This is a genomic window from Microbulbifer hainanensis, assembly GCF_014904735.1.
GTDB classification, from domain to species: Bacteria; Pseudomonadota; Gammaproteobacteria; order Pseudomonadales; family Cellvibrionaceae; genus Microbulbifer; species Microbulbifer hainanensis.
Window position 1 is genome coordinate 135891 of the sequence record NZ_JACZCR010000010.1, and the last position, 24140, is coordinate 160030.

General features: G+C 60.8%; 16 protein-coding genes. 4 read left to right on the top strand and 12 right to left on the bottom strand.

Annotated features, from left to right (window positions below):
- Positions 1–84: 84 nt before the first annotated feature.
- The 8 genes from IG168_RS04070 to IG168_RS04105 form a co-directional block, all read right to left on the bottom strand.
- Entirely contained in the window at positions 85–1122 is a 1038-nt protein-coding gene (locus IG168_RS04070; protein ID WP_226876509.1) for a glycoside hydrolase family 43 protein, read from the bottom strand.
- Between the two features lie 14 nt (positions 1123–1136).
- Positions 1137–2612: an MFS transporter gene (locus IG168_RS04075; RefSeq protein WP_193161981.1), complete on the bottom strand. Its 1476-nt coding sequence runs from the start codon at positions 2610–2612 to the stop codon at positions 1137–1139.
- Positions 2613–2709: 97 nt separating this feature from the next.
- Positions 2710–4497 carry an IlvD/Edd family dehydratase gene (locus IG168_RS04080; RefSeq protein ID WP_193161983.1) on the bottom strand — a complete coding sequence of 596 codons (1788 nt, stop codon included), beginning with the start codon at positions 4495–4497 and terminating at the stop codon, positions 2710–2712.
- A gap of 62 nt (positions 4498–4559) precedes the next feature.
- Positions 4560–5996, bottom strand: a complete 1437-nt coding sequence (locus tag IG168_RS04085; protein WP_193161985.1) for an aldehyde dehydrogenase family protein — start codon at positions 5994–5996, stop codon at positions 4560–4562.
- Positions 5997–6077: 81 nt separating this feature from the next.
- Positions 6078–7268, bottom strand: coding sequence for a fumarylacetoacetate hydrolase family protein (locus IG168_RS04090; RefSeq protein ID WP_193161987.1), 1191 nt, complete (start codon positions 7266–7268; stop codon positions 6078–6080).
- A gap of 90 nt (positions 7269–7358) precedes the next feature.
- Positions 7359–8246: an SMP-30/gluconolactonase/LRE family protein gene (locus IG168_RS04095; protein WP_193161989.1), complete on the bottom strand. Its 888-nt coding sequence runs from the start codon at positions 8244–8246 to the stop codon at positions 7359–7361.
- 11 nt (positions 8247–8257) lie between these two features.
- Positions 8258–9679 carry a sugar porter family MFS transporter gene (locus IG168_RS04100; RefSeq protein WP_404931987.1) on the bottom strand — a complete coding sequence of 474 codons (1422 nt, stop codon included), beginning with the start codon at positions 9677–9679 and terminating at the stop codon, positions 8258–8260.
- Between the two features lie 178 nt (positions 9680–9857).
- Positions 9858–10886, bottom strand: coding sequence for a LacI family DNA-binding transcriptional regulator (locus IG168_RS04105; RefSeq protein ID WP_193161993.1), 1029 nt, complete (start codon positions 10884–10886; stop codon positions 9858–9860).
- Between the two features lie 187 nt (positions 10887–11073).
- On the opposite strand from IG168_RS04105, the gene IG168_RS04110 reads away from it, so the two are divergent.
- Positions 11074–11901, top strand: coding sequence for an SDR family NAD(P)-dependent oxidoreductase (locus IG168_RS04110; protein WP_193161995.1), 828 nt, complete (start codon positions 11074–11076; stop codon positions 11899–11901).
- A 92-nt stretch (positions 11902–11993) separates the two neighbouring features.
- On the opposite strand, the gene IG168_RS04115 is transcribed toward IG168_RS04110, so the two are convergent.
- Together IG168_RS04115 and IG168_RS04120 are read right to left on the bottom strand one after the other, a co-directional pair.
- On the bottom strand, positions 11994–13514 hold the full coding sequence (locus IG168_RS04115) for an MFS transporter (protein WP_193161997.1): 1521 nt from the start codon (positions 13512–13514) through the stop codon (positions 11994–11996).
- Positions 13515–13743: 229 nt separating this feature from the next.
- On the bottom strand, positions 13744–15888 hold the full coding sequence (locus tag IG168_RS04120; RefSeq protein WP_193161999.1) for an alpha-amylase family glycosyl hydrolase: 2145 nt from the start codon (positions 15886–15888) through the stop codon (positions 13744–13746).
- Between the two features lie 244 nt (positions 15889–16132).
- Here IG168_RS04120 and IG168_RS04125 point away from each other — a divergent pair, with 244 nt between their 5' ends.
- From IG168_RS04125 to IG168_RS04135, 3 genes are all read left to right on the top strand, one after another.
- Positions 16133–17989 (top strand): glycoside hydrolase family 13 protein, encoded by a 1857-nt coding sequence (locus tag IG168_RS04125; RefSeq protein ID WP_193162001.1) that lies wholly within the window; start codon positions 16133–16135, stop codon positions 17987–17989.
- A 147-nt stretch (positions 17990–18136) separates the two neighbouring features.
- Positions 18137–20587 carry a glycoside hydrolase family 31 protein gene (locus tag IG168_RS04130; RefSeq protein WP_193162002.1) on the top strand — a complete coding sequence of 817 codons (2451 nt, stop codon included), beginning with the start codon at positions 18137–18139 and terminating at the stop codon, positions 20585–20587.
- A 27-nt stretch (positions 20588–20614) separates the two neighbouring features.
- Positions 20615–22534: an alpha-amylase family protein gene (locus tag IG168_RS04135; RefSeq protein WP_193162004.1), complete on the top strand. Its 1920-nt coding sequence runs from the start codon at positions 20615–20617 to the stop codon at positions 22532–22534.
- Positions 22535–22600: 66 nt separating this feature from the next.
- Here IG168_RS04135 and IG168_RS04140 read toward each other — a convergent pair whose 3' ends face one another.
- Complete coding sequence (locus tag IG168_RS04140) at positions 22601–23374, bottom strand: hypothetical protein (RefSeq protein ID WP_226876510.1); 774 nt, start codon at positions 23372–23374, stop codon at positions 22601–22603.
- Positions 23325–24137 (bottom strand): FTR1 family protein, encoded by an 813-nt coding sequence (locus tag IG168_RS04145; RefSeq protein WP_193162006.1) that lies wholly within the window; start codon positions 24135–24137, stop codon positions 23325–23327. Before IG168_RS04145 ends, IG168_RS04140 begins: the two co-directional genes overlap by 50 nt.
- Between the last annotated feature and the right edge of the window lie 3 nt (positions 24138–24140).

The following is a 24140-nucleotide window of genomic DNA, read 5'->3' on the forward strand; positions in this document are numbered from 1 at the left end:
TGCTCTTCACCCGGGCCGCGACAAGCTTTCGCGGGCAGCGAAATTCTTTCAAAGCGGGCGGACAGCTTCCCTGCACTTTTCACGTTATAAAGGCACGCTTTCTCCGGTTGCGGCGACACCGTGCCCATAGGGATCAATGGTGCGGATGCTGCCATCCGCGTTGTGCGTCAACGGTGTCATCTTCACCGAGCGCAAATGGGTCACACCGCCGGACAATATCGAATCGTGGTAGAAGAGATACCACTGCCCTTCCACTTCGCAAATGGAATGGTGTGTTGTCCAGCCGACCACCGGTTTGAGAATGACGCCGCGGTGGACAAAGGGTCCGTAGGGACTGTCTCCGGTCGCGTAACAAAGAAGATGGCTATCACCGGTGGAATAGGACAGGTAATAGGTGCCGCGATACTTGTGCATCCACGGACCTTCGAAATAGCGGCGCTCGCTATCGCCGGCGAGCAGCGGCTCGCCGTGCTCATCGAGGATTAACACTTCCCGCGGCGCCTCGCAGAACTCCGTCATATCCCCGGTCATGCGGGCTATGCGCGGACCCAGCGCCGGTTCGTTCGCGGCGGGCTCCCCGTGTTCTTCGGCATAACCGTTGTCGCGGTACTTCTGCAGCTGCCCGCCCCAAATGCCACCGAAATACATGTAGAACTCGCCATCATCGTCGCCGAAGACGGCCGGGTCGATGGAATAACTACCTTCAATCGGCTGCGGTTGCGGCACAAAGGGACCAACCGGGGAATCGCCGATCGCCACGCCGATCTGAAAAATGTCGTCGCTGCGCTTGGCGGGAAAATAGAAATAATATTTGCCGTTTTTACACGCCGCATCCGGCGCCCACATCTGCCGCTCCGCCCAGGGTACATCGCGGACATGCAATGCCGGGCCGTGATCCACCGCTGCGCTCCCCGGCGACTCCATCGAAAACACGTGATAGTCCTCCATCGCGAAGTGATCGCCGTTGTCGTTGAAGGCGATACCCGCCTCGATATCGTGGGAGGGGTAGATATAGATTTTTCCGTCGAACACATGGGCCGATGGATCGGCGATATAGATGTGCGTAACCAGCGGCTCGGATATTGCCTTGCGCGCCAGTATTTCAAGATCCTGATTATCCATTATTAACTTCACCATCAAGCCGCTGCGCCCCGGCGCAGGCCGAGGTCAGATTCGATGCGGAATTCCAATTTTTTATTGATTTCATAGGCGAATAGCAACGCAATACCAAACAGGAAGGGCAGAGCTGCATAGACGCTGATCGACAGACGAATTCCATTAACGGCGTCCGCATTCTGTACGGGCAACTGTGCATCGTAACCGTAGAGCGCGAGAATCCCCGCCACCAGGGCGCCCCCGACACTCAGCCCGACTTTAAGGCCGATGATCATCGCGGAGAAAATAATGGCGGTGGCACGACGCCCATTCTTCCACTCGGAGTAATCCGCCACGTCCGCAATCATCGCCCAGAGTAGCGGGATGGTGATGCCGTAGAAAAATCCATGCAGTATCTGCGCAATGAACACCAGCGCGATGGCCTGTGGGGAAAGAAAATAAAACGCGAGGATAAACAGAGTAGAAACGAACAGGGCAAAGCCGAAGACATCGCGCTTGCCGAAGCGGTCGGCGAGTGGCCGAGACAGTCCGATACCGACAATCATCATCAGGATACCGCCGGCATTGAACAGACTAAATGCAGAAGTCGTCGGATCTTCCGGCCACTGGAAACCGCTCAGCCCCATGCCCTGAAGCGTGCTATTGAGTGCATGTATCGCGCCATTGAATCCGACACTATCCAGAAAGTCGACGATCTGACTGGTGTCCAGGTAATTCTCGAAGTAGTAAACGTACATCCCCCCCTTCAGTGCCAGAGTGACAAATACCAGCACGGTCAGCACCAGCATAATGATCCAGGGGCGGTTCTTAAGCAGGTCACCGACATCTTCGAAGATACTCGAGCGCTGTTCCGGTGACGGCACAATCCGTTCGCGCGTCACCGCAAAAGTGATCAGCAGAAAAATCATACCGACCAGTGCAAACAGGGTCATGACGCGTTCGAAGCCTACCGCTTTGTCACCGTCACCAAACAACAGGACCAACGGCAGCAGCAGCGCCTGAATAATAAACTGCGCGATCATCACCGCGACGAAGCGGTAGGAAGACAGGCTGTTACGCTCGGACATGCTACCGGTAAGGACTCCGCTCAACGAAGCGTAGGGGAGGTTGTTCGCACAGTAGATAACCACCAACAGCACATAGGTAACGAAGGCGTAAACCAGCTTGCCGCCCGGTGCCAGATCAGGAGTGCTGAACGCCAGCAGGGTCACCGCACCAAAGGGTACAGAAGTCCAGAGTATCCACGGGCGGAATTTCCCCCAGCGGGTGTGCGTGCGGTCGGCCAGCACACCCATCAGCGGCGTAAACAATGCGCCGACCATGCCACCGGCAAAAATGATGGTAGATGCCTGCGCTGCAGGTATCTGGTAGACGTCGGTATAGAAAAAGGCCAGAAAGGTCATCAGTGTCTGGAAGATCAGGTTGGCAGCCAGATCACCCAGGCTGTATCCGACTTTTTCCAGTACTGATAGTTTTCCTGCGGTAATCGTGTTCATTATTATTTTCCGCCTCGTAATTACATCATCGCTGTCGGGCCGTCGGTGGGAAAGGTCATCGAATCCGGCCCAACAGAACCCTTTTACTCTGTGCCCACTAGTGCGAGTTGCGTGGCGTACCGTGTCGCTCGACGATACGCACATGCTCCTCATCCAGTGCCATATCCGCCCCCTGCTCCAGCTGGGTGACGGTTTTTCGGTAAATTTCCTGCCACGGTGTCTGATTGACGATATTGGCCGGCTGTCTTTGAGCGCGTCGGCGGACCAGCTCCTCGTCATCGAGTATTGCGTCCACACGATTGCGATTCAGGTCGATCTCGATCTGGTCACCGCTTTGCAGCAGTGCCAGGTCGCCACCGGCTGCGGCTTCCGGTGAAATATTCAGGATCGAGGGGCTGGCCGAGGTACCGCTCTGTCGGCCGTCGCCGAGACACGGCAGGCCGGTGATACCCTGCTTGAGCAGATAATTTGGCGGGCGCATATTGACGACTTCGGCGGAGCCCGGATAACCGAGGGGACCGCAGTTGCGGATCACCAGCACACAGTGGGCGTCGATTGCCAGGGCCGGATCGTCGATACGCTGGTGGTAATCTTCCGGGCCCTCGAAAACGATCGCGCGACCCCGGAAAACATTCGGCGACTGCGGATCGGAGAGATACTGCCGGCGAAAATCATCACCGATCACGGACTTTTTCATGATTGCGGTATCGAACAGGTTACCGCGCATGACTGCAAAGCCGGCATTTTCGCGCAGCGGTGCGTCGCAGCTGCGAATAACCTTGTCACTGCGCGGCCGAACGGCGCCGACATTTTCCATAATAGTTCGTCCATTGGCAGTCATGCAATTCCCGTCGAGCATATCCGTGCGCAGCAGCTCGCCCATGACCGCCGGCACACCACCGGCGCGATAGAAATCTTCACCCAGGTATTCGCCGGCGGGCTGGCAGTTCACCAGCAATGGAATCTTCTCGCCGTAATCCTGCCAGTCGTCGATCGAGAAATTGACGCCGACGCGGTTGGCGATGGCCTGCAAATGCGGCGGCGCGTTGGTTGACCCGCCAATAGCCGAACAGACGCGCACCGCGTTGATAAACGCCGCGCGCGTCATGATGTCGGAGGGTTTCAGGTCTTCGAACACCATATCGACGATACGACGACCGGTGCGGTAGGCCATCTGCGCGCGCTCGCGGTAGGTGGCGGGGATCGCGGCACAGCCGGGCAGCGACATGCCGAGCGCCTCGGCGATCGAGTTCATGGTCAAGGCCGTGCCCATGGTGTTGCAGTGGCCGCTGGACGGTGACGAGTCGGTGACCTGCTGCATGAAACCTTCGTAATCGATATCGCCGCGGGCCAACTGCTCCCGCGATTTCCAGATGATCGAGCCGGAACCCAAGCGCGTCTCGCCGTCGTCGCCACCCCAGCCGTTCAGCATTGGGCCGCCGGACAGGACAATTGCCGGGATGTTGACACTGGCCGCAGCCATCAGAGTGGCCGGAGTGGTCTTGTCGCAGCCTGTCGTCAATACCACGCCGTCGAGTGGATAGCCGTGCAGAATTTCCACCAGCCCGAGATATGCCAGGTTGCGATCCAGCGCTGCGGTCGGGCGGCGTCCCTGCTCGGCAATGGGATGCACCGGGAACTCGAAAGGTATGCCACCGACATCCCGGATACCCTCACGCACGCGTTTGGCGAGCTCGATGTGGTGGCGATTGCACGGTGTCAGGTCACTGCCGGTCTGGGCGATGCCGATAATCGGTTTGCCGGACTGCAATTCCTCGCGGGTCAGGCCGTAGTTCAGATAGCGCTCGAGATATATTGCCGTCTGATCCGGCTGCGATGGATCGTTGAACCAGTCTTCACTGCGCAGCCTGCGTTTTTTGTTCATTCGGTTAACCGCCATTTTTCACGGCGGGCCCGCAGCCCGCCGTCCGTCAGTACAATCCGCTCTCAGGCCAGGGTGTAGGCCGTCTTTACCGTGGTGTAGAACTCCCGCGCGTAGCTTCCCTGTTCGCGCGCACCGTAACTGGAACCCTTACGGCCGCCGAACGGCACGTGATAGTCGACCCCGGCAGTGGGCACATTGACCATCACCATGCCCGCCTGGGAAAAACGCTTGAAGTGTGTTGCATGCTTCAACGATTGGGTGACGATCCCGGCGGACAAGCCGAACACCGTATCGTTGGCCAGTGCCAGCGCGTGGTCGTAGTCATCGGCACGGATCACCGAGGCCACCGGGCCGAAAATCTCCTCGCGGTTGATGCGCATTTCAGAATGGGTTTCGGTAAACAGGGCCGGTGTCAGGAAGAATCCGGGTGTTTCCCGCTCGATGCGTTCGCCACCACATAACAGGTGCGCACCCTCTTCACTGCCAATGCGAATGTAGTCGAGATCCTGATTCAGCTGCCGCTCGTCCACCACTGGGCCAATATGGGTACCGTCTTTCAGGGCGTGGTCCACGACCAGTTGCTTCATGCGTTCGCTGACCGCTTCGACAAAGCGGTCGTGCATGCCGGCGGTCACGATCAGGCGGCTGGAAGCGGTGCAGCGCTGACCGGTAGAAAAGAAAGCGCCATTCACCGCGCATTCAACCGCAGTGTTCAGGTCGGCGTCGTCGAGCACCACCAGCGGATTTTTACCGCCCATTTCCAGCTGGATCTTGGCCATGCGCGCCGTAGCCGCAGCGGCAATATTCCTGCCGGTATTCTGTGAGCCGGTAAAGCTGATCGCATCCACTTGCGGATGGTTAACCAGCGCGTCGCCGACAACCCGGCCCGGGCCCATCACCAGGTTGAAGACACCCGCCGGCACACCCGCCTCGACAATGATTTCCGCCAGCGCGTGCGCGGAACCCGGCACCAGTTCCGCGGGCTTGAACACGACGCAGTTGCCGTAGGCCAGCGCCGGGGCAATTTTCCACGCGGGAATGGCAATGGGAAAATTCCACGGTGTAATCAGGCCGATCACGCCGAGGGGTTCGCGGGTAACCGAGACATCCAGCCCGGGCCGCACCGACGGCTGCAATTCGCCGCGCAACTGCAGCACTTCGCCCGCAAAGTATTTGAAGATCTGTCCGGCGCGGGCGACCTCGCCAATAGCCTCTGGCAGCGTCTTGCCCTCTTCGCGGGCGAGCAGCGCGCCGAGTTCCGCGCGTCGATCGAGGATTGCCTGGCCGATGCGATCGAGTATTTCGCTGCGCGCCTGGATGGAACCGGTGGACCAGGCTGGGAAAGCCTGCCGCGCGGCCTGAACTGCATCTTCCAGCTGCGCGGGGCCGGCCTGCGCATATTCGGCAATCAGGTCGCTGGTGTCGGACGGGTTGATATTCGCAATACCGCCCTGGCCGTCAATCCATTCGCCGGCGATGAAATTCTTTTTCAGGGTCATGTTTTTTTGCCTCGAGTTCGTCAATGTTTATCCACGCCTTGCGTGGCAGGCCCGCGGTTTACGCCGAGCTTGAATCCGGATTTACAGCAGGCCCCGTTGCGCCAGATTGCGCATCAGCGCAGCAATACCAAATGTCCACGGCGGCGCCTTGTCGCTGAAGGTGACGGTATTGATCAGTGCGCCCAGCTTCGGTGAGCTGATGCACACGCGGTCACCGGTCTTGTGGGTAAAACCCATGGCGGCAGCATCGCGATCCTGGGTCGGCGCGAACAGCGTGCCGGTGAACAGGGCAATGCCATCCGGGTACTGGTGGTTGGCACCGATGGTCTGTTCGACGAGATCCAGCGGATCGCGGCTGATCTCGGTCATCGGGCTGACCTCGCGCAGCCTGAAGCCGTCCTGCCCTTCGATTTCCAGGGTCACTTCGGCGGCGCGCACGTCGTCGATGGAAAAGGATTTGTCGAACAGGCGCACGAATGGGCCGATAGCACAGGAGGCGTTGTTGTCCTTGGCCTTGCCCAGCAGCAGCGCACTGCGGCCCTCGATGTCGCGCAGGTTCACGTCGTTGCCGAGAGTGGCACCGACGGTATTGCCGCGGCTGTCGACGATCAGAACCACTTCCGGCTCGGGATTGTTCCAAGACGAGATCGGATGCACGCCCACCTGGTCTCCGGGGCCGACCGCAGACAGGCACTGCGCCTTGGTAAACACTTCCGCCAGCGGGCCAATGCCAACTTCGAGATACTGGGACCAGATACCCGCTTCCTGCAGCGCTGCTTTCAGAGCTTCCGCTTCATCGGAACCCGGCACTACAGAGGTGATATCACCGCCGATCTTTTCCATCAGCTGAGCGCGAATTTCCTGCGCCCTGGTCGGATCACCGCCGGCGCGCTCTTCGATAACACGCTCCAGCATGCTGCACACAAAAGTCACCCCGCAGGCTTTAACCGCCTGCAGATCCACTGGCGCGAGGAAGTGCGGCAGTTTCGGATCGCGGGTTTCGCCCAGTGTGTTTTTCAGGATTTCGTCGACACTGCCGATGCGACGCGTGCGGTCGAGATCTGCACTGTCCGCCGCAAAACCTGCTTCGATCAATTCCGACAGCGTCGGCGCCAGTGGACTCAGATCAAAGACGCCGTCTTCACACAGCCACACCGGGCTGGGGCCGGCCACGCCGGATTCATTCTGGTTCCCCGGCACCCAGGCGCGGCCGAGCAAAGTGCCGGCCAGGCCGTCCACAGGCAGTATCCGGTTGAGTTCACTTGGCGTCATGACTTACATCCATCCCATAGCAGATTTAAAGTAAACGTTTACATCAAATGTCCGAAAAAAGGCCGCGCGCGACCTTCTTTTTCCAACACTTCAGCCGCGAAACAGCGGCTGTTGTATGCCCCGCACGCCCGGGCTGCAGCGGAACAGGCCGCCGGCGAGCGGCTGCGCCTCCAGCTCCTCGTCGTCCAGACCCTTGCGCGCGGTGGTGATAAACAGCGTGTCCAGTTCCGAGCCGGCAAAGGTGCAGCTGGTAACATTGGCCACCGGTAACTCGATGCGGCCAATCGCTTCACCATCGGGAGATAAGCGGGTGATTCCCCAACCGCTCCAGTGACACAGCCAGATACAACCCTCGCTATCGACGGTCAGGCCGTCCGGATAGCCGGTAGTCTCTGGCAGCTGCACAAACACACGCTTGTTGCGCGGGCGCCCCTGCTCGTCCAGGTCGAAGGCGTAAACGGTGCGCTGCAGCGTGTCGTTGTGGTACAGGGTGCAGCCGTCGGGACTGAAAGCCGGACCGTTGGTGATCACGTAACCGTCGTCCACTGGCTGCCACTGCAGGTCGGCAGCGAGGCGGTAAAGCACTCCGCTGGAACGCTCCTCGCCATCATCCATACTGCCGGCCCAGAAATTGCCCCGGGCGTCTACCTTGCCGTCGTTGAACCGGTTGCCGGGTACATCCGCTTCGGGGCCACCCAGCGGCTGCACGAACGCCTCGTCTCCGCGCAGGTCGATGGTGGCAAAGCCCTCGCGAAACGTGCCGATAAAGCCACCGCTGGCGCGCGGCGCCAGCGCACTGAGCGGGCTTTCGAACTGCCAGCTACGCTGTTCGCCGCCCGCAAGACCGTAGCGGTGCAGCTGCATCTTCTTGATATCCACCCAGTAGAGCGCCCGCTCACGCTCCACCCACAGCGGCCCTTCACCAAGGGTCGCCGCGGCCGGCCAGACGCAATGCAGATCGGTTCCGTACTGTTGCATCTGCAGCTTCCTCAGCCTTCCATCTGTTCCAGCTCGCGGCCGCGGGTCTCGTGCACGTATTTGCCCACGAAGAAAATCGAAACGGCCGCCGCCAGTGCGTAGAGGGCATAACTGCCTGACAGCTGGATGCTGGCCAGCAGTACCGGGAAGGACAGAGTGATACCGAAGTTCGCCAGCCACTGAGCCAGGCCGCTGACGGCGAGGCCGGAACCGCGCACCTGGTTGGGGAACATCTCACCCAGCATGACCCACATTACCGGGCCCCAGGAGGCGTTAAAGAAAACCACGTAGGCGTTCGCCGCGAGCAGCGCGATGGTGCCGATACCGTCCGGCAGACTCACTGCGCCGGAGGCGTCAACGGTAGCGCGAGAAAAAGCACCGGCCATGATGGCGAGCGTGATGGCCATGCCGATAGAACCGAACCACAGCAGTGGCTTGCGCCCGATTCTGTCGACCAGCAGCAGCGCCGCGATCACCGCGCCGATGCTGACCGCACCGGACACCACATTGATCAGCAGCGCGTCGCTCTCGGTGAAGCCCACCGATTGCCACAGCACCGCGCCGTAATAAAAGACCACGTTGATGCCCACCAGCTGCTGGAAGACCGCCAGGCCGATGCCGACCCAGACGATGCGACGCAGCTTGCCAGTGGCCGGGTCGAGCAGGTCCGCCAGGCGCGGCTTGTGATCGTCCGCCAGGGAAGCGCGGATCTCGCGCACCTTTTCACTGCCGGCGTTTTCGCCGAACAGGCGGCCGAGCACCCGTTGTGCCGACTCGCCGTCACCGCTGGCGACGAGGAAGCGCGGGCTCTCGGGAATGAAGATCAGGCCGACCAGGAATACCGCTGCTGGCACCAGCTCCATCCAGAACATCCAGCGCCAGGCCGCATGACCGAGCCAGAACTCAGAGGTGGAGGCGCCGGCAAACTGGGCAATGACGTAGTTGCTGACAAAGGCGCAGAAGAGGCCGCTGATGATCGCCACCTGCTGTACGGTGGCCAGGCGCCCGCGGTAGGCCGCCGGCGCCACTTCGCTGATATAGGCCGGCGTCATGACACTGGCGGCACCCACGGCGAGGCCGCCGAGAATACGATAGATCACAAATTCCAGCGAGCCGCTGGCAACACCGGAGCCCCAAGCGGAGACAATGAAGAGGACCGCCGATACCACCAGCAGCGCTTTGCGCCCAAAACGGTCGGCCAGCGTACCCGCAAAGAAGGCACCGAAAGCACAGCCGAGCAGCATCGAGGCCACGTTGAAACCGGTACCCGCGGTATCCGAGTGGAAAGCTGCCTGCAGGCCATCCACGGTGCCGTTGATCACGCCACTGTCGAAGCCAAACAGGAAGCCGCCGATGGTCGCCACGACACTGATTGCGATGACCAGGGTGTGATTCGTTTCGGAGGCGCGTGCCCCCGACGCAGCATCCAGCACTGCGCTGTCTAGGGTGGGATTCACTTTATTATTCCCTCACTCGCTGTAAGGCCCGCTGGGCCATTTATTGTTTTGCTTATCGTAACCGCCGTACGACCTGTCGCCGAGCGGTTTTACACCACATTAATGTAATCGTTTACATTCAGTCAAGCGGGCATTTATCCGGGCGAGCACCCCGTCAGCTTTCGTCGGCGGGGGGTGCGGCCGTGGACTCCCGCACCACCAGGCGGTGAGGCACGATTTCCGGCTCAGCGCCGATATCGCCGCCATCGATGGCCCGGCACAGCCGGCGCATGGTGTGCTCGCCGATCTCTTCGGTGGGCTGCGCCACAGTGGTCAGCGGCGGATCGAGAATTTCGGCGTAGCGGATATCGTCGAAACCGATCACGGAGATATCCTGTGGAATGCGCAAGCCCGCCCGGCGGATCTCGTGCATGGCGCCCATCGCCATCTCGTCGTTGGCACAGAAAATTGCCGTGGGACGGGGACTCAGCGCCAGCAATTGGCGCGCGGCGGCGCGCGCGCCATCGAGCGTCTGGCGGCCCTCGACAATCCATTCGTCGGCGACAGGCAGGCCGGCCTCCGCCATGGCCTGGCGATAGCCCTGCTCGCGGTCGCGCGTCAACAGCGAAGCCTGCAGGCCGGCAATAAATCCGATACGCCGATGCCCCAGCTGCACCAGGTGCGCAGTGGCCTCGGCGGCGGCGGCCGCGTTGTCGACCCGGACACTGGGAAACTGGCTCAGCTGCGGTGCCACGGTTTCACAGCCGATCACGATCGGCGGCAGGCGGTCGCCGTGCCCAGCCCGCTCCGCCGGGCCGGACGTGAAGGGCGAAGTACTCGCCAGCAGGATGATGCCGTCCGCCTGCTTGGAGAAAACAATCTCGCTGTAATCGTCGAATTCGTGGGTATTGAACTGAGTCTCGCGGATCAGGATGCTGTAGCCCTCGGCATCCGCCACGCGCCAGATGCCGCGCATCACGCCCTCGAAGAACGGATCGCCTACAGACGGCAGCACCACCACGACCAGACTGGTCTTGCCGCGGCGGAAATTGCGCGCCAGCGTATTCGGCGCATAGCCGGTAGAACGGATCGCCTCCTGCACCTTCTTGCGGGTCTTTTCACGCACGTGTTCGGGGCTGTTGAGATAGCGCGATACGGTGGCGGTGGAGACGCCGGCAATCCTGGCCACTTCTTTAATCGACACCTGAGTCTGTCCTGCAATTGCGGATGGAAGCGCCGATGTTAACGTTTTCACCGTGTAAATTCCTCCCTCCCCCCATCGGCCGGGGAGTCGCCCACCGCGAATTGTAAACGTTTACATAACGTGTTAGCGTAAACTGCAAAACAAAGAATGATCGGTCGGCAACTGCCGCACTCGCAGAGAAGTAAGTATGGAAAACAGCAAACTGGCGGTGGTTACCGGGGGAACAACAGGTATCGGCCGCGGCATTGCATTGCGCCTGGCGCGTGCCGGATGGGATCTCGCCGTCAACAACCTGGATATCAACGACAGCGCCGCACAATCGCTGCGATCGGAAGTGGCCGCCCTCGGCCAGCAAATTTTCCTGGCCCCCTGCGATGTCGGCGAAAGCGGTTCGGTGGACCAGTTCTACCAGGGGGTCATGAACCACTTCCAGCGGGCACCGAGCCTGCTGGTGAACAATGCCGGTGTGCAGACCTGGGCGCCGCTGCTGGAACTGGCAGAAGAGGACTGGGACAGGGTCATCCGCACCAACCTCAAGGGCGCCTTTCTCAATATCCAGCGCGCCGCGCGCCTGATGGTGGAGGCCAGTATTCCCGGCGCCATCGTCAACATCGGCTCCGGCTGCAACAAGCTTGCCTTCCCCTGCCTGGTGGATTATGCGGCCAGCAAGGGCGGCATCGAAATGTTGACCAAGACTTCGGCCATCGAGCTGGGCGAATACGGCATTCGTGTTAACTGCGTGGCGCCTGGCGGCGTACTGGTAGAGCGCACGGAGCAGGAAGCGCCGGATTACGCTGCGGTATGGTCGGCGATCACACCACTCGGACGTGTCGGCTATGCCGAGGATATCGCCAACGCAGTACTGTTTCTCGCGGAAAGCGAGTCCTCGTTTATCAGCGGCCAGACCCTTTGGGTCGACGGCGGCGCCTTCAGCAAGGCCAACTGGCCCTACCCTTCCCAGGAGAATGTCAGCGCCAGCGGCAGTACCCTGCCCGCCGCCGCGACTGGCGAATAAGGACCGGAGCGACGACTGGCGCCCCATCGGCAAGCCACCGCAACCGTACCGGCAACCATAAAAAAAGCCCCTCACAGAGGGGCTTTTTCGATTCAGGCAGTGACTGCCTCTGTCCCCACACTGTCCGGTGCCACCTGCGGCTCCCTGACAAAGATGACGGAGAGCGCACCGAGAAACATAAACACACCGGCCAGCACGATGATGTTGATGGCCTCGTTGTGGAAAATTCCGGCCAGAATCGGCCCCGCCACCAGCGCCGAAATGATCTGCGGGGCGGCGATGGTGAAATTGAAAATACCCATGTAGACACCGGTTTTGTTGGCCGGCAGCGAATCGGAAAGGATCGCATAAGGCATCGCCAGAATGGCCGCCCAGGCGATACCCACGCCGACCATCGGCAACAGCAGGCCGAGCGCGCCGCTGGGCACGGTAACCTCGGTAATCAGCAGGTTGACCTGCGTCTGCTCGCCGCCCTGGAACAGCAGGAAGCTGACCAGTCCCAGGCCACCCAGCGCCAGGGACAGGGCGTAGGTGGGCTTGCGGCCGATCGTGCCGGCGACCTTGGCCAGCACGATGGAAAACAGCGCCGCAAACAGCGAGTAACCGGCGAAGATGATGCCAACCCAGTCACCGGCAGCGCCCTTGGCCGCGGCGATATGCGCCGGGATTTCGCCGACAGAGTGCAGGTAATCCGGATCGAACCACTTGGCATCCACACCCCAGACGTACTGGGTGATCGCCGGTGTGGTGTACACCCACATGATGAACAGCGCGAACCAGGAGAAGAACTGCACCACCGCCAGCTGGCGCATGGTCTTGGGCATATTGAACAGCAACTTGAAGAAACCGCCCAGGCGCTCGCCCAGTGACTTGCGTTCGGCCTGCTCGCGCGCCAGCTGCTCGCTATCAAGGCCCTTGTAGGCGTTGTACTCGGCCGGTGCATACTCCTTGGTGCGGAACACGGTCCACAGCACCGAGCCCAGCAGCACGGTCGCGCCCAGGTAGAAGGCCCAGATCACCGACGGCGCCACCTCCCCGGCTTTTGAGGTGTTTTCCAGACCGATCACATTGGTAAGGATAAACGGCAGCATCGAGCCGCACACGGCGCCGATATTGATCAGCAGCGACTGAATGGAGTAACCCAGGGTGCGCTGTTCGGAGGGCACCATGTCGGAAACCAGCGCGCGGAAGGGCTGCATGGTCACATTGAAGGCCGCATCCATCAGCGCCAGCATGACACCGCCAAACAGGATGGGAGCCACGATGGCCACCACGATGCCGGCGTTGGGCATAAAGGCCATGCCCAGGGCAGCGGCAATCGCGCCGAAAAGGATATAGGGATTGCGGCGGCCGAAGCGGTTCCAGGTGCGGTCCGACGCGGAGCCGACGATCGGCTGCACGATCAGGCCCATCAGCGGGGCCACGATCCAGAACAGCGACAGGGAATGCAGGTCCGCACCCAGGTCGGAGAGGATCCGGCTGGCATTGGCATTCTGCAGGGCAAAGCCGAACTGCACCCCCAGGAAGCCGAGGCTGACGTTCCAGACCTGCCAGAAGGGCAATTTGGGCTGCTTGGGAGACCGCGCTGTCGCGCTGGAAACTGGTTCGGACATGGGATCACCGCTGTTTGCTGGTTATGGTTATGCGGCGATTGTCGCAAGAGCCTCGACAGGGGCCCTCCTCCCCTGTGGGGGCGGAGGAACAGGATACGCGCACATAAAAACGAACCCCGGCACAGCTCACCGAACCGCCAGGGTTTGCAAGCACTCACATACGAGCGCGAAAGCGCGCATTATAACGGCGTATCGACGCAGCGGATAGCCGCCGCGCCGGGACGCATACTCAGTGCAACACGATCACTTCATTGGCATCCAGGTTCAGCACCGCAGAGCCACCGCTGACACTGACGACGTCAGAGCCCACCAGGCTGGCGTAGCTGCCATCGGCCAGTGCCAGGCTACTGACAGTGATCGAGGTGCTGCCGCCGCGGTTGACCGCCACCAGCACCACATCGCTGCCGGACTGGCGCTCGAACACCAGGATGTCGCCGTTGACCCAGCGCTGGTTATAGCTGCCGCTGGCAAGTGCCGGGCTCTGGGCGCGCAGTTCGGCCAGGGCGCTGATCTCCTGGAAGGCGGCCGAGGTCTGTGCGAACGAAGGCATCGCCTCGCGATTGTACGGGTCGTGCCCCACTTGGCCATCGCCGTTGGCGGTGAACCAGGTGGAGTTCTGCTCGGTGCCGTAGTAGATGGTCGGGATGCCCGGCAGGGTCATCACCAGCGCCATGCCCAGGTTCTGGCGCGCGTCCGCCAGCGCCTTGCTGAAGCCCTTGCCGGTGCGGCCGTTGTCCACCGGACCCGTGGTCTGCAGGTAGACGCTGGTGCGCGTGGCATCGTGGTTGTCGAGAAAGATCGGCTGCCAGGACTCGCGGCCGCCCATGGCGCCCGGGCGCGACTGGATATGGCTGTCCAGCGCGGTCATGGTGATATCGCCGGCAATGGCCGCCTCGATCTGGTTGCGCAACTGGAAGTCCAGCAGCTCGGAGCCGTGGTTCTCGTTGAGGAAGGTCATGGAGTTGCTGTCACCGGCACCGGCGCCATACCACTCGCCGAAGATATACACATCCGGGTTCTGCGCGCGCATGGCGGCACTGAAACGGTCGATAAAGCCCGGCTCGATATGCTTGATCGCATCGATACGGAAGGCGTCGACACCGTGACTCATCCACTTGCTGGCCGCGTCGATCAGGTACTGGTCGGCGGCGCTGTTGCTGCCGCTGGTGCCGTGATTGAAGTCGGTCAGGTTGAACAGCGTCTTGTTGCGGTAGGCCCAGGGGTCGTCCCATTCAGCTGGACAGCTGGTGGATGGATCGCTGTCGTAGCAGTCGGCGATGGCGCCGTTGTGGTGATACCAGGTGCCGTTGTCGCTGGCATTGTCGGTGACGAATACGCCCTCCTTATACAGGGCGCCGAACTCGTACTGATCGTCCTGGTTGGAGTGATTCAGGGCAATATCCAGCACCAGCTTCATGCCGCGCGCCTCCATGGCTGCATCCAGCTGGTCCACCAGCGCCCAGTCGCCCAGGTGCTCATCCACTTCGTAGAAATCCCGCCCCCAGTAGCCGTGGTAGGCGCCCTCGCTACCAGAATTGTCGATATTGTTCACCAGTGGCGTGACCCAGATGGCGGTGACGCCGAGCGCCTGCAGGTAGTCCAGTTTGTCGATCAGGCCCTGGATATCGCCGCCCCAGTACTTCTTCCACTCGGAAATATCGCCGCTCTGCTTGGTGGTCGAAGTGGCCGCAGCGTTGTTGCCGTTGTCGTTGCTGGTGTCACCGTTGTTGAAACGGTCCACGAAGGCAAAGTAGATGGTGCGGTTGCGGAAATCCTGGCTCACCTGCGGTGTGCCGCAGTCGGTGCCCAAGTCGGTGGTCACGCTGACCAGCGTATTGGTGCCGCCGTCGACGACGATGTGGGTCCAGCCACTGGCGGCCTGGTCTGCAGCCGGGAAGGCATCGGTGCCCCAGCCCCCGTCCGGGTCCACCTTGAAGCGCGGGCCGCCGTTGGCGTCGCCGCTGGTGAAATTGCGGCAGGCCTCGTACTGGCTGGTGCCGGCGACCGGGGCCATCAGGTCGCCCTCGGCCCAGCTGTTGTGGGTACCACGCAGGTGGTAGGTGGTGCCGGCCGCGGTAATTTTGTAATCGTGGGTGTCGGTGTAGAACTCTATATCCCAGGTGCCGGCGCTGACGGGAATATTGGCTCCATCCCGGGCGCCGTTGAGACCGTAGTTTTCACTCCAGTCCCCGTAGCGGTCGAACTTGATTTCGCCGTCCGCGGCGAAGACGACGGCACCAGCAATCACGGTATTGCTGCCGATGTCCTGCATCGGGTCCGCCTGCCAGTTGTTGTGGGTACCGCGCAGGTACCACTCGGCGTGGGCACTGAGGCTGAACACCAGCAGCGCTGCCACGATGGATATCTTCTTCATCGTAGGTGGTCTCTCTTACTTATTGTTTTCATCGCTGTCATACAGCGGAGCGCTCTGTTCCGCTGCAGCCACCAACAGGTATAAACCGACCCAAAAGCCTGAACATCCTCCCCCCGGGGGTCGTGGAGAATTTAGGCGCCATCCCGCCCGGCGGGGCTCCCCCTCGGCAAAGGGGGAGCCGGGGCGACACCTATCCGTGCACAATGACGATTGGGGCATTGCGAATAAATAAAGGGAGCCCGTTATGAAACGCTTTTCCGCGCTGATCCTGGCACTGTGCTGCGCCGCACCGGTGGCGGCAGAAACCGGTGCCGTAGAGAGAGTAGAGCCACCCAACTGGTGGACCGGCATGGCCGTGCCGGACCTGCAACTAATGGTGCACGGTGAAGACATCGCCGGATTGCAGGCGAGCCTCGACTACCCGGGAGTGAAACTGGTGGGTACCGAACGCGAGGAGAATCCCAACTACCTGTTCCTCGACCTGCAGGTAACGCCGGAAACCGAGCCGGGCACATTGGATATCGCCCTACGTGACGGCGACAACACGCGCGCGGTTATCCACTATCAGCTGCAGGCCCGCAAACCCGGCTCCGCCCAGCGCCACGGCTTCGATTCCAGTGATGCCATCTATCTGCTGACGCCGGACCGCTTCGCCAACGGCAATCCCGGCAACGACAGTACCGCAGACACCATTGAGGGCGCCGATCGCCAACACCCCGGCGGCCGCCACGGTGGCGACCTGACGGGCATGCGCCAACATCTGGACTATGTGGCGGACCTGGGCTTTACCCAGATCTGGCCGACGCCGCTGGTCGAGAACGACCAGCCCAGCTACTCCTATCACGGCTACGCCGCCACCGACCTGTACAAAATCGATCCGCGCTTCGGCAGCAACGACGATTACCGTGCATTCGTGCAGGACGCCCGTAAAAACGGCATCGGCGTGATCCAGGATATCGTGTTGAACCATCTCGGTAGCCACCACTGGTGGCTGGGCGACCTGCCTTCCGGCGACTGGCTGAATGGCGACGGTATCAAGAAAGGGGAATTCCCCATCACCAGCCATATGCGCACCACCCTGGCGGACCCATACGCCGCCGACGTGGATCGCGAGGCCTTCTCCAGCGGCTGGTTTGTCGACTCCATGCCCGACATGAACCAGCGCAACCCACATGTGGCCAACTACCTGATCCAGAATTCCCTCTGGTGGGTGGAGTCCGCCGACCTTTCCGGCATTCGCGCCGACACCTACGGTTATTCGGATCCGGAATTCCTGCACCGCTGGTCGGCGCGCATTCATCGCGAGTACCCCAACTTCAGCGTTGTCGGCGAGGAGTGGAGCCGCAACCCGGTAGTGGTATCCCACTGGCAGATCGATAAAAAGAACCCGGACGGCTACCAATCCTATCTGCAGAGCCTGATGGATTTCCCGCTGTTCTACGCACTGCGCGAAAGCCTGGCGGAAGAAGACACGCTGCACAGTGGCCTCACCGACCTGTACGAGGCACTGGTCAACGATATCCTCTACCCGCACCCGCAGCGGATGGTAATCCTGGGTGGCAACCACGACACCAGCCGCCTGTACAGTGCACTCGACGATGATTACGGGCTGTACAAGATGGCGGTGACTTACCTCGCCACCATGCGCGGCATACCGCAGTTTTTCTACGGCGACGAGCTGCTGATGCAGAGCCCCAAGGAGCGCGACGACGGGATAGTGCGCAGCGACTTTCCCGGCGGCTGGCACGGTGACAGTGCCAACGGCTTTACCGGCAAAGGACTCTCGCGGGACCAGCAGCGCGCGCAGGACTATGTCCGCGCGCTGTTCAACTGGCGCCGCCAAACCCCGGCGGTACAGAACGGAGCACTGAAGCACTTCGCCCCGCTGGATGGCCCCTATGTCTATTTCCGCTACGACGATCGCAACAAGGTCATGGTGGCGATGAACAAGTCCGACCAGCCGTACAAGCTGGATATGGCGCGTTACGCGGAAGCACTCGACGGCGAGACCCACGCCACCGATGTGATTTCCGGCAAACACCACAAACTGGATCAGTTGGTGGTACCGGCGCGGGATGTGCTGGTTGTGGATCTGAAATAACTGGAAAGGTTTATACCGGGCATTCAAATAGCGGTGACCGGGGCGGCCCTGTTGCCGTTGGCCGCTTGGGAAACAGCCTCTTCGGCAATGGTTTCCCACGAGGCCAACGGCATCAGGGCTTTCGCATTGAGAGTAGAGGCGATGAAGATGTCGAAGTTTTTTCTGCGCAGCTGTGCGGTTCTTTTGCTACTGTGCAGCACCTGCGTCAGCGCGAGCGCTGCGGCCAATAATAAGGCACCGCGGGTTTATCGCGGCCACCAGATCAGTGACCATTCACTGACGGTCTCCACCAGTGACGGCAGTGTCACCCTGACCCCGCTGAACAGTGCGTCAATGGAAGTCCACTACCAGCGCGACGGGCTGAAGCAGCTGCCCTCCTTTGCCATCGCTCCACACAGTGAGGTAAAGGTTCCCGCAGCCACGCTGAAAGAGGAAAAAGGCCGCTTGATCTACCGCACCGACGGCCTCTCTGCGGTGATCCACAAATCGCCCTTTTCCATCGACTACCTGCACAATGGCAAGCCGCTGGTCAGCGAGGAACTGGGGTTTTTCGCCAAAGAGACACTGCGGGGATTCCGCTTCGACCTGAGCCCCGATGAAAAGCTGCTCGGTGGCGGCGAGCGAGTTCTGGGCATGGATCGCCGCGGCCAGCGCTTCCCGCTGTACAACAAGGCGCACTACGGCTACACCACCGAATCCAGCCAGATGTATTTCAGCCTGCCGGCCGTGTTATCGAGCAACAAGTACATTCTGCTGTTCGACAACAGCGCCAGCGGTGCCATGGACCTGGGTGCCAGTGAAGCAAATGTCATGCAGTTCGAAGCGGTCGCCGGGCGCACTTCCTACATCATTGTCGCCGGCGACGATTATCCGCAACTGATCAACAATTATGTCGACGTCACCGGCAAGCAGCCGCTGCCACCTCGCTGGGCCCTGGGCAACTTCGCCTCGCGCTTCGGCTACCACACGGAAAAGGAAGTGCGGGAAACCATCGATAAATTTGCAGAGGAAGATTTCCCCCTCGACGCGGTGGTACTCGACCTCTACTGGTTCGGCCCGGATATCCAGGGCCATATGGGCAACCTGGCCTGGGACCGCAACGCCTTTCCGCAGCCGGAAAAAATGATGGCCGACTTCAAGCAGCGCGGCATCAATACGATTCTTGTGACCGAGCCGTTCATTCTCACCACCTCCAAGCGCTGGGACGACGCCGTCACGAACAATGCACTGGCAAAGAACCTGGCCGGCGATCCCAAGCGTTTCGATTTCTATTTCGGCAACACCGGTCTGGTCGATGTTTTCTCCAAAGACGGCCGCGACTGGTTCTGGAATATTTACGACGGCCTGCGCAAACAGGGCGTGGCCGGCTGGTGGGGAGACTTGGGCGAACCGGAAGTACATCCCTCCGATACCGTGCACGCGATCGGCATGGCAGATGAAATTCACAATGCCTACGGTCACCGCTGGGCGCAGATGCTGTACGACCGTCAGACCGCCGAACAGCCAGAGCGCCGCCCTTTCATCATGATGCGCGCCGGCTTCCCCGGCTCACAGCGTTTCGGCATGATTCCCTGGACCGGTGATGTCAGCCGCGAATGGGGTGGCCTGCAGCCGCAGGTGGAGCTGGCACTGCAGATGGGGCTGCTCGGATTCGGCTACACCCACTCCGACCTGGGCGGCTTTGCCGGGGGCGAGGAGTTCGATCGCGAGCTCTACCTGCGCTGGCTCGAGTACGGCGTCTTCCAGCCGGTCTACCGCCCGCACGCACAGGAAGAAATCGCACCGGAGCCGGTATTCCACGACCGCAAGACCCGCAACATCGCGCGCGAGTTCATCAAGCTGCGCTACCGCCTTCTGCCCTATAACTACACCCTCGCGTTCGAAAACAGCCAGACCGGCATGCCGCTGATGCGCCCGCTGTTTTTCGAAAATGAAAGCGACCCTGCGCTGATGGACTACAAGGATGCCTACCTGTGGGGCAACGACTTTCTCGTAGCACCGGTGACACAGCCGGATGTCGACAAGGTTGCGGTAAAACTACCCGGCGGAGTCTGGTTCAACTACTGGAACGACGACCAGTACAGCGGCAATGAAGCGCAGGTGGACGTGGACCTGGACACGATTCCGGTACTGGTGCGCGCCGGCGCTTTTATTCCCACTGCAGACGACATGGACACCACCCGCGACTACTCGAGCAAACACCTGACACTCGATTACTACGCCCACCCGACGGCAGTGAACTCAAGTAGCTATATCTACGAAGATGACGGGGTGACCGCCAACGCCTTCGCCAAGGGCCAGTATGAAAAACTGCATTTCAGTGCGGCGCGCAGTGCCGAGGGTGTCGAATTCGCGTTTACCCGAGATGGTAATGGCTACGCCGGCGCGCCCGAGAGCCGTGCTATCACCCTGAAACTACACAACTGGCAACAGGCTCCCTCCGCCATTGCCGCCGACGGCCAAGCACTGAAAGTATTCTCCCGCGAAGACGATTTCGCCGAGGCACAGACTGGAGCCTGGTACGACAAACGCAATCGCAAGCTGCTGGTTAAATTCAACTGGGGCAAATCGCCGCTGAATTTGATCGTAAAGCCGTGACCAAGTTTAAGATTTGAGAGACAGACGATGAAGAAGAAGTACTACTGGTTCAGCGCCGCTATCGCGCTCGCCGCCACCGGCCTCACCGGCTGCGGTCCCGAGGTCTCAGCGCCGGCCCAAGCAGCAACGGAAGAGACCTCCGCGAAGTCCACACAACAGCGCGCCCATGAAAACCCGGGAAAACCGGTGATCTACCAGGTCATGACGCGCCTGTTCGGCAACACCAACCCCACCAATAAACCCTGGGGTACCATCGAAGAAAACGGCGTGGGCAAGTTCAGCGATTTCACGCCGGAAGCGCTGGCGCAGGTCCACGACCTCGGCGCCACCTATATCTGGTACACCGGCGCACTGCACCATGCACTGGTGGGCGACTATACAAAATACGGCATCAGCAATGACGACCCGGATGTGGTCAAGGGGCGCGCCGGCTCTCCCTATGCGATCAAGGACTATTACAGCGTCGACCCGGATCTGGCCGACGACCCGGCCAAGCGCCAGCAGGAATTCCGCGCGCTGATCGAGCGCAGCCACGCCGCCGGCCTCAAGGTGATTATGGATATCGTCCCCAACCATGTGGCGCGCGCCTACGAGTCGGCGGCAAAGCCCGGGAATGTGCACGACTTCGGTGCCAACGACGACACCTCTGTCACCTATGCCCGCGACAACAACTTCTACTATGTGCCCGGCGAAGACTTCAAAGTCCCCGCTGCCGAGGGCGGTTACCGGCCGCTGGGTGGCGAGTCCAATCCGCTCGTCGATGGCAAGTTTGACGAGAGCCCGGCCAAGTGGACCGGCAATGGCGCCCGCGCGGCCCAACCCGCGTTCGACGACTGGTACGAGACGATAAAACTCAATTTTGGCGTGCGCCCGGACGGCAGCGAGGACTTCCCCAAGCTGCCTGCGGACTATGCCGATAAAGACTACCGCGCCCACGCCGCCTTCTGGGCAGACAAGGACGTACCGGACACCTGGAAAAAATTCCGCGATATCACCCGGTACTGGCTCGGCTTCGGCGTCGACGGATTCCGCTACGATATGGCCGGCATGGTACCGGTCGAGTTCTGGAGCTACCTGAACTCGTCGATCAAGATGCAAAACCCCGATGCGGTACTGATCGCCGAGATCTACACCCCGGAGCGCTACCGCGACTATATCCGCCTCGGCAAAATGGACTATCTCTACGATAAAGTCGGCACTTACGACGCGATCCGTGCCGTCATGGAGGGCAAGGGCAGCACCGATCAGATCGCCGCGGTTCAACAAGACCTGCAGGATATCGCCCCGTACCTGCTGCACTTTATGGAAAACCACGACGAGCAGCGCATCGCCAGCAAGGAATTCGCCGGCAGCGGCGCCGCCGGTAAACCGGCAATGCTGGTGTCCGCAACGATCGCAGCCTCTCCGACGCTGGTCTACTTCGGTCAGGAGCTGGGTGAGAAGGCCGAGGGCGATGCGGGCTTCGGCAAGGCCAGCCGCACCACAATCTTCGATTACTGGTCGGTGCCCAGCGTGCGCCGCTGGATCGACGGGGGCAAGTATGACGATGCGCAACTCAGTGCGGACGAAAAGCAGTTGCGCAGCTTTTACCGCACATTGCTGAATTTCTCAACAACCAGCAAGGCACTGCGGGGCAAGTATGCCGACCTGCACAGCTACAACCGCGCCCACTCACCCAACTACGGTGACAAGCAGTTCGCGTTTGCGCGCTGGTCCGGCGATGAGAACCTGGTAATCGTGGCAAATTTTGCCGATCAAGCGAACAGCCTGAAACTGCAGCTCCCAGAAGCGCTGCTGCAGCAGTGGCAGCTATCCGACGGCAAATATGAGCTGAACGATCAGCTCGATGGTGCACAGAAGGCGACATTGCGGGTTAAAAACGGGAAGGGTGAGATCGCGCTACAGCTGCAGCCTTTCGCCAGCCATATCTTCCGGGTGGACAGCTGATCCCCGCTCTACTGCATCTGCTGCTGGCGCGGTCTCGGACCGCGCCAGCAGCAACAGCAAAGCAACTCAATAAAATTCGTACTCCAGCGACAGGCGCAGCGTCTGATCGGGGCTCTCGTCGGTAACCCCCAGAATCACGCCCACTTCCCACAGCAGTTGTCGCGCGCGCTCAAACTTGAAGGCGCCGCGCGCTACCGGGCCGATACCGAGCGTGTTCTGCCCCGCGTAGAGTTCCACCATGGGTTCGAACGCCGGCGACAGACGGTAGCGCGCCTGTAACCGCAGCTGTGTCTCCCATTCGTTTACCAGGTCATCACGCCATTCGTAGATAACGGCAAAGTTGGCGGTGCCGGTCCAGCGCCCCCACTCCCGCGCACTGAGCAGTGTCGCCGCGGCTTCCCATTGCTTGTCTTCACGTTCACGCTCAAGCTCGAACAACATGCCCCAGTCGGCCGCATACTCGCCCTGCTCGGTGATTTGCCACTTGGCTTCCAGCTCCGCGCCTTCCACACTGAGGTTTTTGTCCTCGTGGTTGCCCGCCACCAGATACACCTCGCCAAACCAGCGGTCGGAAAAGCTGCGGCCGACGCCGAGACGATGGAGCTGGCGGTCGTCGAGCGCATCACTATTCTCATCGTTCAGCGCCACACTGCGCCATTCGATTTCCTTTTCCAACGGCTGTACATAGGGATCGTATACACGGTCGACCACGATGCCGTCAGCCCACGCGGGGGACAGCCACAAAGTGGCAGCGCTGCACAACGCCGGCACCAGCCAGCTGCGCGCATCATCAGTGTGCGCGTGCTTCGGGCAGATTCTGGCGGTACGAGCGAGAGACATAGTGTGTAAATCCGAGCAGTAAAACCATCAGCGAGATGCTGACACTGTAAACAATAACTTCAATCGGTGTCGGTGTCGCTTCGTAGCTTACCAGAGCATACAGCAGCTGCCCTGGCAGCGACCCTTCCGGCAGCAGGGCGGAAGTATCCCACAGGGGCGCCTGCGCCGGCAGCCAGTCCGCCTGTATCAGCATTTGCGCCGCCTGTGCGCACATCCCCGCCCCCACCAGTGTCAGCAAAATACCGGCGAGCAACAGTGTGTAGTGTCGCGATAGGCCCAACAGCAGATAGTAAAAAAGCGCACCGATACTGAAACCGATACCGGCACCGAGCAGCGCCCCGGTCATGACACTGCTGTACAGATCGGGCTGGGTACGGAAGGCGGAGAGATAGACATAAACTTCCGAACCTTCGCGCAGTACTGCAAAGGCCACGGCAACCAGCATGGCTCCCTGCAACAAATTACGCTTGTATGCCCCGCGGTGGTGGTTGATCACCATCAGCGGCACGATCAGCAGCAGCAAAAGGTAAATTGCGAACTGTAAGAATGCGTCGAGCAGCTCCTGGCCGGTGCCATCAAACGCATTGGAGATTGCGGTGAGGTTATTGCCGTAGGCGACCGCCCCCACAACACCGAACGCCAGCGACGCGTAAAACCAGCGCGTGCGCAACTGCATGAACCGGCTTGTCGCCAGCAGTATGCTGAGTAACAGCGCCGCTTCAAGCACTTCACGCAGGACGATAATGACGCTGGTCAAAAGCATGGA